The 13334-nt window shown below is 39.4% G+C and carries 17 protein-coding genes; 14 read left to right on the top strand and 3 right to left on the bottom strand.

The features are described 5' to 3' along the window. Nucleotides 1–394: 394 nt before the first annotated feature. From F6K23_RS18345 to F6K23_RS18335, 3 genes are all read right to left on the bottom strand, one after another. Nucleotides 395–2167, bottom strand: a complete 1773-nt coding sequence (locus F6K23_RS18345; RefSeq protein ID WP_293158490.1) for a R3H domain-containing nucleic acid-binding protein — start codon at nt 2165–2167, stop codon at nt 395–397. A 241-nt stretch (nt 2168–2408) separates the two neighbouring features. Beyond that, the gene (gene ldpA, locus F6K23_RS18340) at nt 2409–3620 is read right to left on the bottom strand and encodes a circadian clock protein LdpA (protein ID WP_293158488.1); all 1212 of its coding nucleotides are present in this window, start codon (nt 3618–3620) and stop codon (nt 2409–2411) included. Nucleotides 3621–3881: 261 nt separating this feature from the next. Then, entirely contained in the window at nt 3882–4358 is a 477-nt protein-coding gene (locus F6K23_RS18335; protein ID WP_293158486.1) for an NAD(P)H-quinone oxidoreductase subunit N, read from the bottom strand. 1322 nt (nt 4359–5680) lie between these two features. Between F6K23_RS18335 and rplC the strand changes: the two genes are divergently transcribed. The 14 genes from rplC (at nt 5681) to rpsH (ending at nt 13168) form a co-directional block, all read left to right on the top strand. Further along, nucleotides 5681–6364, top strand: coding sequence for a 50S ribosomal protein L3 (gene rplC, locus F6K23_RS18330; RefSeq protein WP_293158484.1), 684 nt, complete (start codon nt 5681–5683; stop codon nt 6362–6364). A 22-nt stretch (nt 6365–6386) separates the two neighbouring features. Beyond that, nucleotides 6387–7025, top strand: coding sequence for a 50S ribosomal protein L4 (gene rplD / locus F6K23_RS18325; protein ID WP_293158482.1), 639 nt, complete (start codon nt 6387–6389; stop codon nt 7023–7025). Next, on the top strand, nt 7009–7320 hold the full coding sequence (locus tag F6K23_RS18320) for a 50S ribosomal protein L23 (protein WP_124145130.1): 312 nt from the start codon (nt 7009–7011) through the stop codon (nt 7318–7320). Before rplD ends, F6K23_RS18320 begins: the two co-directional genes overlap by 17 nt. Before the next feature lie 64 nt (nt 7321–7384). Next, nucleotides 7385–8248 carry a 50S ribosomal protein L2 gene (rplB, locus tag F6K23_RS18315; protein WP_293158480.1) on the top strand — a complete coding sequence of 288 codons (864 nt, stop codon included), beginning with the start codon at nt 7385–7387 and terminating at the stop codon, nt 8246–8248. A gap of 300 nt (nt 8249–8548) precedes the next feature. Continuing rightward, nucleotides 8549–8824 carry a 30S ribosomal protein S19 gene (rpsS, locus tag F6K23_RS18310; RefSeq protein ID WP_124145128.1) on the top strand — a complete coding sequence of 92 codons (276 nt, stop codon included), beginning with the start codon at nt 8549–8551 and terminating at the stop codon, nt 8822–8824. Between the two features lie 38 nt (nt 8825–8862). Then, entirely contained in the window at nt 8863–9219 is a 357-nt protein-coding gene (rplV, locus tag F6K23_RS18305; protein WP_293158478.1) for a 50S ribosomal protein L22, read from the top strand. A 52-nt stretch (nt 9220–9271) separates the two neighbouring features. Next, complete coding sequence (gene rpsC, locus F6K23_RS18300; protein WP_293158476.1) at nt 9272–10000, top strand: 30S ribosomal protein S3; 729 nt, start codon at nt 9272–9274, stop codon at nt 9998–10000. 236 nt (nt 10001–10236) lie between these two features. Then, nucleotides 10237–10653, top strand: a complete 417-nt coding sequence (rplP, locus tag F6K23_RS18295) for a 50S ribosomal protein L16 (RefSeq protein WP_293158474.1) — start codon at nt 10237–10239, stop codon at nt 10651–10653. After that, nucleotides 10654–10932 carry a 50S ribosomal protein L29 gene (rpmC, locus tag F6K23_RS18290; RefSeq protein WP_124145124.1) on the top strand — a complete coding sequence of 93 codons (279 nt, stop codon included), beginning with the start codon at nt 10654–10656 and terminating at the stop codon, nt 10930–10932. A 114-nt stretch (nt 10933–11046) separates the two neighbouring features. After that, on the top strand, nt 11047–11295 hold the full coding sequence (rpsQ, locus tag F6K23_RS18285) for a 30S ribosomal protein S17 (protein WP_124145123.1): 249 nt from the start codon (nt 11047–11049) through the stop codon (nt 11293–11295). 92 nt (nt 11296–11387) lie between these two features. After that, nucleotides 11388–11756, top strand: coding sequence for a 50S ribosomal protein L14 (gene rplN / locus F6K23_RS18280; protein WP_293061408.1), 369 nt, complete (start codon nt 11388–11390; stop codon nt 11754–11756). Continuing rightward, nucleotides 11757–12125, top strand: coding sequence for a 50S ribosomal protein L24 (gene rplX / locus F6K23_RS18275; RefSeq protein ID WP_293158472.1), 369 nt, complete (start codon nt 11757–11759; stop codon nt 12123–12125). It begins immediately after the preceding gene. Nucleotides 12126–12190: 65 nt separating this feature from the next. Further along, nucleotides 12191–12736 carry a 50S ribosomal protein L5 gene (rplE, locus tag F6K23_RS18270; protein ID WP_293158470.1) on the top strand — a complete coding sequence of 182 codons (546 nt, stop codon included), beginning with the start codon at nt 12191–12193 and terminating at the stop codon, nt 12734–12736. Between the two features lie 30 nt (nt 12737–12766). Further along, nucleotides 12767–13168: a 30S ribosomal protein S8 gene (rpsH, locus tag F6K23_RS18265; protein WP_293078879.1), complete on the top strand. Its 402-nt coding sequence runs from the start codon at nt 12767–12769 to the stop codon at nt 13166–13168. Nucleotides 13169–13334 lie beyond the last annotated feature (166 nt).

Here is a 13334-nt window from a genome sequence, read left to right as displayed (position 1 = left end):
TCGTTATACAATGTGTAAGGGCGAATGGCCATTCGCCCCTACAGTTCTTTAATACTGAATAACACCGATGCTACCGGATTTGATATAACTGGTGCTACAGAAGATCTGACTAAACCTTTTGAACTAAAAAAGTCACATCAGGTAATTCATAGGCTGTTAAATTAATTTGAAGTAGTATTAAAATTTTTATTTATCTGCATTTACTAATAGAAATCTGTTCAATAATTGATAATTGATAATGACATTGCTGAAATGTAAATGTAATGGTAAGTAGCTGAAGGTAAAATTGAAAAACTTATGTTTTGCCTTGATACTTAATTTAAAAATCATTACCATTCAGCAACGCCTAATTTTGACCTTTGAACTTTGACTTTTGAATCTTAATTACATTCCCTTACGCTGGATAAATTCGCAGACGTCGGTTAGGCTCATCTCCAAAACTAGAAGACTTCAAGCGATAATGCTCCACAAGTTCATGCTGCATCTTCCGCACCTTTGGAGAACGTGGCAAAAGTTCCACAGGTTGCCCCTTTGGAATCACAATTTGCTCCACTGCTAATCGTGCTTCTTCCAAAGCCTCCATCTCATCTTCCGAAGCTGAAGCAGCAAACAAATTCAAGTCAGCAAACTCAGGAGTGCTAGGATCTTCCATATCCAATAACCGTCGCAGTGCCTTAGCAATTTGAGGCAAACCACTATTCTTAATCACATGAATAGGTACATGACGAGCCTTAGCAATATGCCGTAACTTAGACTGCTTCCGAGTGTGCGTTCGCAAAGCCAACACCACATCCGCACTATCAATATCCTTAGTCAAAACCACAGGCAAACCCAAAGTACTAATCACCTGTTCCATTTGATGACGTGGAATTGCATAAGGATAAATATGCAAAGGCAAATCCTCACCATTCGGACCCGTCGCCTGAGCTTCCCAACGCCCTACATTACCATTAGAAAACATCCCATTTCCCGAGAAAGACTCATCCAATAATTCTTCAAAAGACTTAGACTCAGAAAACTCCACTGGTTGATTAACATGACCCGTACTAGGCAATGGCATGATATAACCAGAATCACGAAAACCACTACGAGAAGTCAACATTCCCCCTGACTTTCCCAATAGCGCTCCCGCATTGTGATTAACACCCCCACCCAATCTTGGAGTACCATTATACTCCCGTGTTATCTTCACCTCACCATTCTCATCCACAGTCCTCACTTGTGGATTAGGTTTCTGCCCCCGCAGTAAAGCATCAACAGTATCAGCCACTTGCTCGTGAACCACCCAACGCTGTCTTTCCAACATTTCCACAGCAATTTCAAAAGTAGGCGGTGCTTTACGTTCCAGAACAGTTTTTTGAGAACCCCGACGTCGTGCCTCATCATCACCCAAAGTCACAGCCTGAATACCCCCAATTAAATCGGATAGAGTCGGATTTTTCACCAAATTTTCCATCTGATTACCATGAGCAGTTCCCACTAACTGTACGCCACGCTCCGCAATAGTTCTCGCTGCCAGAGCCTCCAATTCCGTACCAATCTCATCAATCACAATCACCTCTGGCATATGATTTTCCACCGCCTCAATCATCACTTGATGCTGTTGTTCCGGGCGAGCAACTTGCATACGACGGGCACGACCAATAGCAGGGTGAGGAACATCTCCATCCCCAGCAATTTCATTAGAGCTATCAATAATCACCACCCGTTTTTCTAAATCATCAGCCAGCACCCTTGCAATTTCTCGTAGTGCCGTTGTTTTTCCTACACCAGGGCGACCGAGCATCAAAATCGACCTTCCGGTTTCCACTAACTCGCGAATCATACCAATTGTGCCAAAGACTGCCCTCCCCACTCGGCAAGTTAAACCAATAACTTCTCCCGTGCGATTGCGAATAGCACTAATCCTGTGTAGCGTTTGCTCAATACCTGCTCGATTATCGCTGCTAAAATTACCAACTCGTTCTATGGAATAATTGAGGTCTTTTCTAGAAATAGGAATTTCGCCCAGGTATTCTGCATGGGATGGAAAACGAGCTTCTGGGAGACGACCCAGATCCATCACAATTTCGATTAGGTTATTTCGCTGTTGATGTTGCAGTAGAGGCCGTCTAATTTGGTCTGGTACAATTTCTAGTAATCTATTAAGGTCGTCTGTAATCTGCATACTTTGTTAAAAGTGACTTCTATTCTACTGGGTAAGAAAAAAGCTTTTGAGGCAAAAACTGAAACTATGATTTATATCAATTCCGGCAACTGACCGAATGATAGATAAATCTTTAGGGGGGTGAGCTTAACACATACATATTGAAGTTTAAGCGTTTTTACCCTGATTTCAACCTGCCTTCTATTTCCATGTTGGTATCAAATAAAATTCTATTATGGAAATTCATTACTAATTCCTCATTTTACTTAAGATCCGATGTTTTGATTTGGGAAACCAGAGAGTTAGCTAAACTGACAGCTTCCCAAAGAAGTTCCGGTAAAACTTCTAGCTTCGTTAGCTGGGAATCATTAGTGAGTTCTTTGGCATGAATGCTAGTTGTACCGTAGGCAAATTCAATTGCCTGCAGCTGTGATTTGTGCATTTTTTCTAATTTTTCCAAAATTGGTGACAACAAAACGCGGGCATAGCTACCATAAGCTACACCAGAAACAAATCTATTTTCCGGAATATAAGTATTTAAATTTTTAGCAGAGTTTTCCTGTTTGTTATTCTCAGAAGCTAGCAAACCTTTAGCAACAAGCTTGGCTACAGTAAAATTATTTGTGCCTCCTGCTAACTGTACATACCCTGGTAGTTTTGCATTCAGCACCTTTTGACTAAATCTGATCGCAGCCATTGTGCTACCTGCCCCAATATCCCCACTCATCGGTTTACCATCAGTTTGCCAGATTAGAGCGCAAGGAAGAGGAGAAATAATTTCATACAGACTTTGTAAATATTCTACTAACCCTTCTCCGTCAGGGCAACTAATAGCAATTAGTTTTAATTGATTTACCCAAGGTTTTATGCTTTTCCAGAGTCGCTGAAAATCACTTTCTCTTCCCACTTGAGTATGAATTTCAATGGCATCTACACCAGTCTGCAATACTAATGATGCAATAGAACTAGGAGTGGATACATAAGAGCGAGCCTGTATTAGTTGCTTAGGACATACAGACAAACATCTTCCACAACCGTAGCAAAGTTCATCAATAACCCCCGAATTACCACAAGTTATAGTATTTCTATCTTCAGAAAAAACTATAGCGTCTGCCGGACAAACTTTCTCACAAGGTCGCCAGCAGTCTGTAGGGCAAACACTAGGGTCAAACTCAGCTTTCCGGAAATGAGGATCTTCTCCATCATTGATACTTACCATTATCCATGGTAACGCTTGGTAGCCAAATCCCTGAGACTTGGCCCAATCCTGGAGGCCACTTGCAACCTGTAAAGCCTGACCAGCAGAAGCGATCGCCGCCGGATCGGCAGCCACATCAATACAATCTGCACCTGCCAAAGTATAAGCTAATGTTAAATTTCTTACTGTTGGCAGGTGTTGAAAGCTGGCCCCACAGATTAATTTAAACCAGTGGCCTTTTTTTAGCGAAATTAGGGGAGAATAGCGTTCTCTCACGCTGTATATAGTAGAGCCTTTAGCTCAAAAAAATTTGAAGTACAAAGATAAAATGTTAGCTCAAAAAATTCTTTAACTAGCTATCAGCTTTTCCGTTCCGGAATGCTCGGCAAACAGCATTTAGCTGTCAGCTGAAAATTCGAGGGTTTAAGTCCCCCACTATATTTGAAAAAATTAGTGGTAGGTGTTAATGTAGGTTTTAATTCCTCATTATACACCAAGAATAAGCTGACTGCTGATAGCTGACTGCTGACTGCTACTTTAAGCAGGTACCAAAGCATTTTGAAGTGGTGTCCATCTAAAGAAGCGATCGCCACCCATTTCCACTATCACCTTAACTCGTGGTTCTGATTTAGGTAGGACAGTTAAATACTCAATTTCTTGACTAGATAGAATCTGACCTTCTATAATCCACAAAACCAAACCCTTAGCTTTAGGTGGTAAGTGTTCCAATCGATAACTCACAATTGGCGGTACATAGTAAACATAACCAACTGCTGGGCCATTACCCGTACTTTTCTTACCTAAGTGAGGAGGTCTGACTCCATGCACCCCTGTCAGATACATGGCCAAATCTCCAAGACCTCTAGCAGTAATATTGTGACTTACATAGCCAGAAGCCCTTAACCGACGTTGATAACGCCCTTCAAACCCTCCTTCCAAAGGAACATAAACGGCCAAAGACCCAGACTTCTCCAAATCCTTAATCATTCCTCGACCAGTCGTAATCAGTGCCATGGTTAATCTTGTCCCTAATCTTTAAATTGTAGGTAATTATATGTGACGTTCTCTCCCGCTAAATAAGAATGATTATAGCGGGAATCTCTCTCCTCCTCACGGATGGAGTTTCCTGTTTCCCTGGCTGACTAATGTCTACGCCTCCACAGGCAGCAACGATGAGACCCACCGCCACTCTTGTACTACAAAGTTCTATACTCACCCGGTTTCCTTCAAGATTTTACCTCAAATACCGAATTACCAGGACTTCTGAGTTGAACCCCATATCTTGAGTTTTCTAGCTTCAGCAGTCAGGTGCGTATTACCGCCACTCCTAACTGGCCTGAGCAAAGCACGCTTCAGCTACCTTGTCAACTAAAGAACGCTACTAGTTTTTTTGCGGGTTGCCCTCTGCCCTCCCCTTAATCCTAACGGGTATAACGAGAAACCCAGAGCGATATCTAGTTGGTCTACATTATAGTTGTTTAAACCAAAGATACTTGTGTTCCTAGCGACCTCAAAAAAAATTATTTAAACCACTAGACAAGTCTTAGTAAATAATATACAATTATATATTGTCGCCAAAAAAAAGTGATGTAATAGGTAAGTATGGCCTATGTTAACCCTATGATTGAGTTCAATCGTTAAATGGGGATTATACAAAGGTTAGTAAATTATTACCTAGCTAGCTATTTCAAGGCTAAAAATCAAGAAGTAGTTAGTTGTGTAAATTTCTATACTTCCTAAAATAAAAAGGATACTGATTAGCAAGCTACTCAAGTCCTGGTGACCATAAAGTAAGAACTAGAGCTAAAGACAAAAAGCTAAAAAATAATAGCTGGTAAACATAAATATTATCGTTATCAGCAAACGGTAATATATTGTCTTGCTGGGTATTAGTTGCATAATTTCTCTAGTATTAAGAGAAAAAAAATGAGAATCAAAACTAATACAAACTTAAGTCATTAGTCAAATCTAGCAACACTACTGGTTTAATCCTTGGCTGAATATTTTCCTAAGAATATCTTTTATAGATCGACTTGGTTGAAACAGTAAAACCTATCCCAATAAAATCAATCAAACAGAAGTTGAGTATGACGAACAATTGACTTAGGCAATCAACCCTAAGAAATAGTCAGGAAATTAACAACTGTTGTAATAAGGATAAGTTTAAACTATTATCTATGGTGAAAAAACTAAAAATCACCAAGATAAATTTTTATGTGTAAATAGTATGATTTATTAACTATTAGGTAAAAAAAAGTCTGTTAAAAAAGACAAATTATTTCCATAAAAAAAAATTATTGTTGTAGTGCATAAATAAAAGTATCAGGAGAGCGACAGTGGTAGTTGGTATCCTTGGCAAAAAACTAGGCATGACACAAGTATTTGAACCTGAAACAGGAGCAGCAATTCCTGTAACAGTTGTACAAGCTGGTCCATGTGTAGTTACCCAAATTAAAACCGAACAAACAGATGGTTATACTTCAATTCAAATAGGATATGGAGAAGCCAAAAATAAAACCCGTCAACTCAATATCAAAGAACCAAAAGAAGTTAATAGATACTTGACTAATGCTCAACAAGGACATTTAGTTAAGTCAGGCGGTATTCCCTTACGTCATCTACGAGAATACAGAGTAGAAAATACAGGTGACTTTGAACTAGGTCAACAAATAAAAGTCGATCTATTTGAAGCAGGCCAACTCGTTGATGTCACAGGAAAAAGTATTGGTAAAGGCTTTGCTGGTTATCAGAAACGTCATAACTTTAGACGTGGACCAATGGCTCACGGTTCCAAAAACCATCGTTTGCCTGGCTCCACAGGTCCAGGAACAACACCAGGGCGTGTTTATCCAGGTAAGAAAATGGCAGGACATTTAGGAAATGTGCGAGTCACTACTAGAAAACTCAAAGTAGTGAGAATAGATACAGAAAGAGACCTATTGCTGATCAAAGGAAGCATTCCTGGTAAACCAGGCACATTAGTCAGCGTTGCTCCAGCCACAATAGTAGGTCAGAAATAGAAAAAATTTTTGAGAAAAAAAGATGGTTGATTGTGTCATAAAAAACTGGCAAGGTGAAGAAGTTGGACAAGCAACTCTCAACTTACGAGTAGCAAAAGAAGAAAGTGCAGCTCATGTTGTTCATAGATCCTTAAGACTACAAATGGCGAATAACCGCCAAGGAACAGCCAGCACAAAAACAAGATCTGAAGTCAGAGGTGGAGGTCGTAAACCTTGGCGACAAAAAGGAACAGGTAGAGCAAGAGCAGGTTCCATCCGTTCCCCTCTATGGCGTGGTGGTGGTGTAATTTTTGGTCCTAAACCAAGAGACTACTCCCATAAAATGAACCGCAAGGAAAAACGTCTAGCACTCAGCACTGCCTTCCAAAGTCGTTCAGAAGATTTAATTGCGATCGAAAACTTTTCCGACCAATTAACAAGGCCGAAAACAAAAGAATTAGTCCAAGCGATCACTCGTTGGGGAGTAGAAGCAGGATCTAAAGTTCTGCTGGTATTAGAAGATAAACAAGAAAATGTATATCTGTCAGGTCGTAATATTGCGAAACTGAAAATCTCTCTAGCTAATAACTTGAATATTTACGATATTCTGGCAGCAGATAAAATCATAGCGACAGCAGCAGCAATAGAGAAAATTCAGGAGATGTATGGGGATAAAAGTTGATTCACGAGACTTAGTGGATATAGTCAAATGTCCAGTTGTCACAGAAAAAGCTACTAGATTAATGGAACTAAATCAATACACATTTGATGTAGATCCAAGGGCAACAAAGCCAATGATCAAAGCAGCAATTGAACAACTATTTGAGGTAAAAGTAACAGGTATGAATACCCTAAATTTACCAAGAAAAAAGAAAAGAGTAGGTAAATTTCAAGGCTTCAAACCTAGATATAAAAGAGCTATTGTCAGCTTAGAAGATGGGGAACCAATTAGGAAAGTTCTATTCCCAGACCTCTAAAAAAACTCAACTAAATTTAAAATCTTTAAATCTGTAAAATCTCAAGTGGCATAGAAAATTAATTATGGGTATTCGTTCCTATCGACCCTATACTCCAAGTACCCGAGAACATAGCGTATCAGACTTTGCTGAGATAACTAGCTCAACACCAGAAAAATCTCTGGTAAAAAGAAAGCATAGACGAAAGGGTCGTAATAACCGTGGTGTAATTACCTGTCGTCACCGAGGCGGAGGTAGCAAGAAACTATATCGTGTTATCGACTTCCGTCGTAACAAACATAATATTCCGGCCAAAGTAGCATCAGTAGAATACGACCCGAACCGGAACGCCAGAATAGCACTACTACATTATCAAGATGGAGAAAAACGTTATATCCTTCATCCTGTAGGATTAAAAGTTGGTGCGTCCGTTATTTCTGGCATCAACGCTCCAATCGAAATTGGCAACGCTTTACCTCTGAGCCAAATTCCCCTGGGTACAGATGTTCATAATGTAGAACTTGTTCCAGGTAAAGGAGGACAAATAGTCCGTGCTGCTGGTGCCGCGGCTCAATTGGTAGCAAAAGAAGGCGAATATGTAACAGTCAAACTCCCTTCTGGCGAACGCCGTAAAGTTAGAGCAAGTTGCTACGCCACTCTTGGCCAAGTAGGTAATGTCGATCATAGAAATATCAGCTTAGGTAAAGCAGGTCGCAATCGCTGGAAAGGAAAGAGACCAACAGTTAGAGGTAGTGTGATGAACCCAGTCGATCACCCTCATGGTGGTGGTGAAGGCCGGGCACCAGTCGGTAGAAGCGGACCAGTTACTCCTTGGGGTAAGCCAGCATTAGGTCTGAAAACTCGTAAGAAGAGAAAACGGAGTGATGCTTTAATCGTACAACGTCGTCGTAAATCCTCTAAACGAGGTAAAGGTGGACGGCAAAGCTAAAATCAGTATCTGGTTGATGAGCGTTAACGAAGTCAGAAGTCAGTAGGGGCGTTAACGATAGTTATGCGAAGCAAACGGCCGTTTGCTGGTGCAAAGCTCCGCTAACGCCCGTACAGAAGTTGTTTTTGTAACGGGGATTTGAGCAAGTCCCAAAAAACATTTTGCCTTAAAAAGCGGGGTGGCGCGACTCAATTATTTTGATAAATCTAATATAGTGCATCAACTTGATCAATTCTGACTTCAGTGAAACGGCATAACACCTCTAACTGGAATTGTATTAAATCAATCATAAATTCAATTATGGCTCGATCATTAAAAAAAGGACCATTCATCGCAGATCATCTATTGAAAAAAATAGAAGATTTAAACGAGAAAAATCAAAAACAAGTAATTAAAACTTGGTCAAGAGCTTCAACTATTATCCCAGATATGGTCGGTCATACGATCGCAGTACATAACGGACGTCAACACGTCCCGGTGTTCATCTCCGATCAGATGGTAGGCCATAAATTAGGGGAATTTGCACCGACTAGGACATATCGAGGTCACGGTTCAGATAGAAAGTCTAAAAGATAATATAGAAAACTCGTTGAAATTGATAATTGGAGAAAGGTATGCCTGTAGATACCAGTGAAGAAGTAAAAGCAGTAGCACGTTACATCCGAATGTCTCCCTTTAAAGTGCGACGCGTACTTGACCAAATTCGTGGGATATCTTACCGGAAAGCGTTGATTATACTTGAATTTATGCCATATCGTTCCTGCGAGCCAGTGCGAAAAGCATTACGTTCAGCAGCAGCGAATGCCGAGCATAATAAAGGAATAGACCCAGAAACCTTAGTTGTATCCAAAGCTTTTGCCGATCAAGGGCCTTGTTTGCCACGCTACCGACCCCGCGCTCAAGGTCGTGCTTACAGAATTCGTAAACCTACTTGTCACATTACAGTTGCAGTAGCTCCTGTAGTTGATTAGTAAGGGAAGAAATTTGAACGATTAGATGACATTAATTTAAGTTATAGAAGTAATGGGACAAAAAATACATCCAATTGGTTTTAGATTAGGCGTAACTCAAGAGCATCGCTCTCGCTGGTACGCTGATGCTAAAAACTACCCAGAACTGTTGGAAGAAGACCACAAAATTCGTAAATATGTCAAGGAAACTCTGGCAAATGCAGGCATCTCTCAAATCAGAATTGAGCGAAAGGCAGACCAGATAGACTTAGAAGTTAGCACCGCTAGACCAGGTGTAGTGGTTGGTAGAGGTGGTGCAGGTATTGAGTCTTTGAGAGTAGGTTTACAAAAACTTTTGGGTAGCAACCGTCAAATCAGAATCAACGTTGTTGAAGTGACAAAAGTAGACACCGATGCCATGCTTATTGGTGAATACATTGCTCAACAACTAGAGAAAAGGGTTTCTTTTCGTCGAGTTGTACGTCAAGCTATAACTAGGGCTCAAAAAGCTGGTGTAGAAGGCATAAAAGTTCAGGTAAGTGGAAGAGTCAATGGAGCAGAAATTGCTCGTACCGAGGTGACAAGAGAAGGTAGTGTGCCATTGCACACATTGAGAGCTGACATTGATTATGCCTACTGTACTGCTAAAACAATTTACGGCATCCTGGGAATCAAGATTTGGATCTTCAAAGGAGAAATTATTCCTGGTCAAGAAGATATGGGAAATGCTCAAGTAAATCAACCAAAACGTAGACAACAAAAACGTCGTCAGCAATATGAAGACAGGTCTAACGAAGGATGAATTTAGAATTTATAATTTAGAATTTAGAATTCAGAATTTGTAACGGGTATGCGCGAGGAACTATCCAAAAACATTGGATGAATTTAGAATTTAGAATTCAGAATTTGTAACGGGTATGCGCGAGGAACTATCCAAAAACATTTCGCCCTCAGTCAGATATTACTTTTGACTTTTGAATTGCGCGTAGCGCCATAACTGACTAGGAAAATACTAAATTAAGTAGTAAATAGTAGACTATGTTAAGTCCTAAAAGAACAAAATTCCGTAAACAGCAACGCGGACGAATGAGAGGTAATGCAAATAGTGGCAATAGCATTGCTTTCGGTGAATTTGCTCTCCAAGCATTAGAACCTTCTTGGATTACTTCCCGTCAAATAGAAGCTTCTCGTCGTGCCATGACTCGTTATATCCGTAGGGGTGGGAAAATTTGGATTCGTATATTTCCAGATAAACCCGTCACAATGCGAGCCGCAGAAACCCGTATGGGTTCTGGTAAAGGTGCCCCAGAATATTGGGTAGCAGTAGTTAAACCAGGACGCATTATGTTTGAGTTGGGTGGAGTTGCAGAAGAAATAGCCCGCGAAGCTATGCGTTTAGCATCATTTAAATTGCCAATTAAGACTAAGTTTATTACACGCGAGGGAGATTTCTAGATGCCTTTTCCTAAAGTAGAAGAAGTTAGGAATTTGAGTGATGAAGAACTTGTCGCTGAGATAGTAAAAGTTAAGCGAGAATTGTTCGATTTACGAATGTTAAAAGCTACCGGAAGGTTGGAAAAACCTCACCTGTTTAAATACAATCGTCATCGACTGGCTCAATTGTTAACAATAGAAAGAGAACGAGAATTAGTTAAAGAAGCAGAAGCTTCTACTCAAGAAGTAGCAGCATCAGTTTCAAGTACATCTGTTGAAACAGCAGATAGTCCAGAATAAAAAATTAAAAACTTAATATGTTTTGCAATTAGTAAATTATTAATTGTTGACATTTTACAAGTATTTATCGGGAAAATTAAAGAACACTTTATTACTCATAAAACAAGGAAAATTATGGCAGCTAAAGAAAGAGTAGGTGTAGTTGTCAGCAACAAAATGGACAAAACAATAGTGGTGGCGATCGAAAACAGGTCTGCTCACCCGAAGTACGGCAAAACAGTCGTGAAAACTAAAAAATATAAAGTTCACGACGAAGAAAATAAATGTAACGAAGGCGATCGCGTTCGGATTACAGAAACTCGTCCCATGAGTCGTACTAAACGTTGGCAACTTGCTGAAATCCTAAATTCCAAGATTAGTTAATGGTTGGTTCTATTGGTCGAATAAAACTATTAAAATTAACAAATCAATTAACTTGAATTCTAACACATCTATAAAACATCACAGAGACAGCAATGATTCAACAACAGTCCATATTAAATGTAGCTGATAATAGCGGTGCCCGAAAATTAATGTGCATCCGTGTAATAGGTGGTGGCAATCGTCGCTATGCTCGTATAGGTGACGTTATAATAGCTGTAGTCAAAGACGCATCTCCTAACATGGCTGTCAAAAAGTCAGATGTAGTGAGAGCTGTTGTTGTCCGTACTAGGAAAGGTTTACGTCGAGAGACTGGTATGAGCATTAGATTTGATGATAATGCAGCAGTAATTATCAACCAGGATGGAAATCCACGAGGAACTCGTGTATTTGGTCCAGTAGCTCGTGAATTACGAGACAAAAATTTTACTAAAATCGTATCCCTAGCACCGGAGGTACTGTAAATGGCTAAAAAGAAAAAAACTCAAATGAGCGCACAGGGAAAACCTATACGCTATAAGATGCACGTTAAGAAAGGTGACACAGTTCAAATAATTGCCGGAAAAGATAAAGGCAAAGTAGGCGAAATTATGAAGGTTTTGCCAAAAGTTAGCAAAGTTGTAGTGAAAGATATTAACGTCAAAACAAAGCACGTTAAACCTCAGCAAGAAGGAGAGTCAGGTAAAATTGTTACCATTGAAGCTCCGATTCATAGTTCTAACGTTATGCTCTACTCTAGCAAAGAAAAAGTAGCTAGTCGCATTTGTTATACATTTACAGATGATGGTCGCAAAGTGCGAAAGCTCAAAAAAACAGGAGAAATTATTGATTAAATAGACCAAAATCAAATTACTTTAATTACTAAGTAAATTTACTAAACTATATAGTTACTAAAACTATGGCAGAAAGACTAAAGAATTTTTACCAAGAAAAAATTGTTCCCAAAATGATGGAGCAATTTAAGTATAAAAATATTCACCAGGTACCAAAACTGGTTAAAGTAACATTGAACCGGGGTTTAGGAGAAGCATCTCAAAATGCTAAAGCTCTAGACTCATCAATCAAAGAAATAGCTACAATTACAGGCCAAAAACCAGTAGTAACTAGGGCGAAAAAAGCGATCGCAGGCTTTAAAATCCGTAACGGAATGCCAGTAGGAGTTATGGTTACTCTACGCTCTGGAAAAATGTATGAATTTCTAGACCGACTAATTAATTTAGCATTACCAAGAATTAGAGATTTTAGAGGCATAAATCCTAAAAGCTTTGACGGTCGAGGAAATTACAGCTTAGGTTTAAAAGAACAGCTAATCTTTCCAGAGATAGAATATGACAGTATCGATCAAATTCGGGGAATGGACATTTCAATTATTACCACAGCTAATACTGATGAGGAAGGCCGCGCCTTACTTAAAGAAATGGGAATGCCCTTTCGGACTAATTAACTTAAAGTAGTTAAGGAAAAAAAGGAAAAAATGGCGGCTAACGACACAATATCAGATATGTTGACGCGAATTCGCAACTCCTGCATGGCTCAACATACAACAACAAAAGTTCCAGCAACAAAGATGACTCGCAGTATTGCCAAAGTATTGAGCGAGGAAGGTTTTATTGGTGGGTTTGAACAAGAAGGCGAAGGTATTAAGAAGTTCTTAGTAATATCTTTAAAATACAAAGGCAAAAATCGACAACCCATTATTAGATATCTGAAGCGAGTTAGTAAACCTGGACTCCGGGTCTATAAAAATCGCAAAGAATTACCACGAGTTTTAGGTGGAATAGGAATAGCTATTATTTCTACATCCAGTGGAATTATGACTGATAGAGAAGCTAGAAAAAGAGGCATCGGAGGAGAAGTCCTTTGTTATGTTTGGTAGTAAATAATAATTAATAATTAATAATTAATAATTAATAATTAATAATTAATAATTAATAATTACCTATCCTTTAAAAGAACAGGATCAACTAAAAGTTTTTTCTTTTTATCTCTGTAAAAAAGGAAGCTTGAAACCACTTTTTTTTGGTAAAACTGTTGATTTCGTG

The sequence above is a fragment of the Okeania sp. SIO2C9 genome (genome assembly GCF_010672455.1).
GTDB lineage: Bacteria > Cyanobacteriota > Cyanobacteriia > Cyanobacteriales > Microcoleaceae > Okeania.
Note: the sequence above shows the minus strand (reverse complement) of the source record. Positions and strands in the feature narration are given on the sequence as shown.

Excerpts from the sequence above, each read along its gene's own strand:
- rplD (WP_293158482.1), top strand. The coding sequence starts at position 6,387 with ATGGTTGATTGTGTCATAAAAAACTGGCAAGGTGAAGAAGTTGGACAA.
- rplE (WP_293158470.1), top strand. The coding sequence starts at position 12,191 with ATGGCAGAAAGACTAAAGAATTTTTACCAAGAAAAAATTGTTCCCAAA.
- rplV (WP_293158478.1), top strand. The coding sequence starts at position 8,863 with ATGCCTGTAGATACCAGTGAAGAAGTAAAAGCAGTAGCACGTTACATC.
- F6K23_RS18345 (WP_293158490.1), bottom strand. The coding sequence starts at position 2,167 with ATGCAGATTACAGACGACCTTAATAGATTACTAGAAATTGTACCAGAC.
- F6K23_RS18320 (WP_124145130.1), top strand. The coding sequence starts at position 7,009 with ATGGGGATAAAAGTTGATTCACGAGACTTAGTGGATATAGTCAAATGT.
- rpsH (WP_293078879.1), top strand. The coding sequence starts at position 12,767 with ATGGCGGCTAACGACACAATATCAGATATGTTGACGCGAATTCGCAAC.
- rpsS (WP_124145128.1), top strand. The coding sequence starts at position 8,549 with ATGGCTCGATCATTAAAAAAAGGACCATTCATCGCAGATCATCTATTG.
- rplB (WP_293158480.1), top strand. The coding sequence starts at position 7,385 with ATGGGTATTCGTTCCTATCGACCCTATACTCCAAGTACCCGAGAACAT.
- rplP (WP_293158474.1), top strand. The coding sequence starts at position 10,237 with ATGTTAAGTCCTAAAAGAACAAAATTCCGTAAACAGCAACGCGGACGA.
- rpsC (WP_293158476.1), top strand. The coding sequence starts at position 9,272 with ATGGGACAAAAAATACATCCAATTGGTTTTAGATTAGGCGTAACTCAA.
- F6K23_RS18335 (WP_293158486.1), bottom strand. The coding sequence starts at position 4,358 with ATGGCACTGATTACGACTGGTCGAGGAATGATTAAGGATTTGGAGAAG.
- rplN (WP_293061408.1), top strand. The coding sequence starts at position 11,388 with ATGATTCAACAACAGTCCATATTAAATGTAGCTGATAATAGCGGTGCC.
- rpsQ (WP_124145123.1), top strand. The coding sequence starts at position 11,047 with ATGGCAGCTAAAGAAAGAGTAGGTGTAGTTGTCAGCAACAAAATGGAC.
- rpmC (WP_124145124.1), top strand. The coding sequence starts at position 10,654 with ATGCCTTTTCCTAAAGTAGAAGAAGTTAGGAATTTGAGTGATGAAGAA.
- rplX (WP_293158472.1), top strand. The coding sequence starts at position 11,757 with ATGGCTAAAAAGAAAAAAACTCAAATGAGCGCACAGGGAAAACCTATA.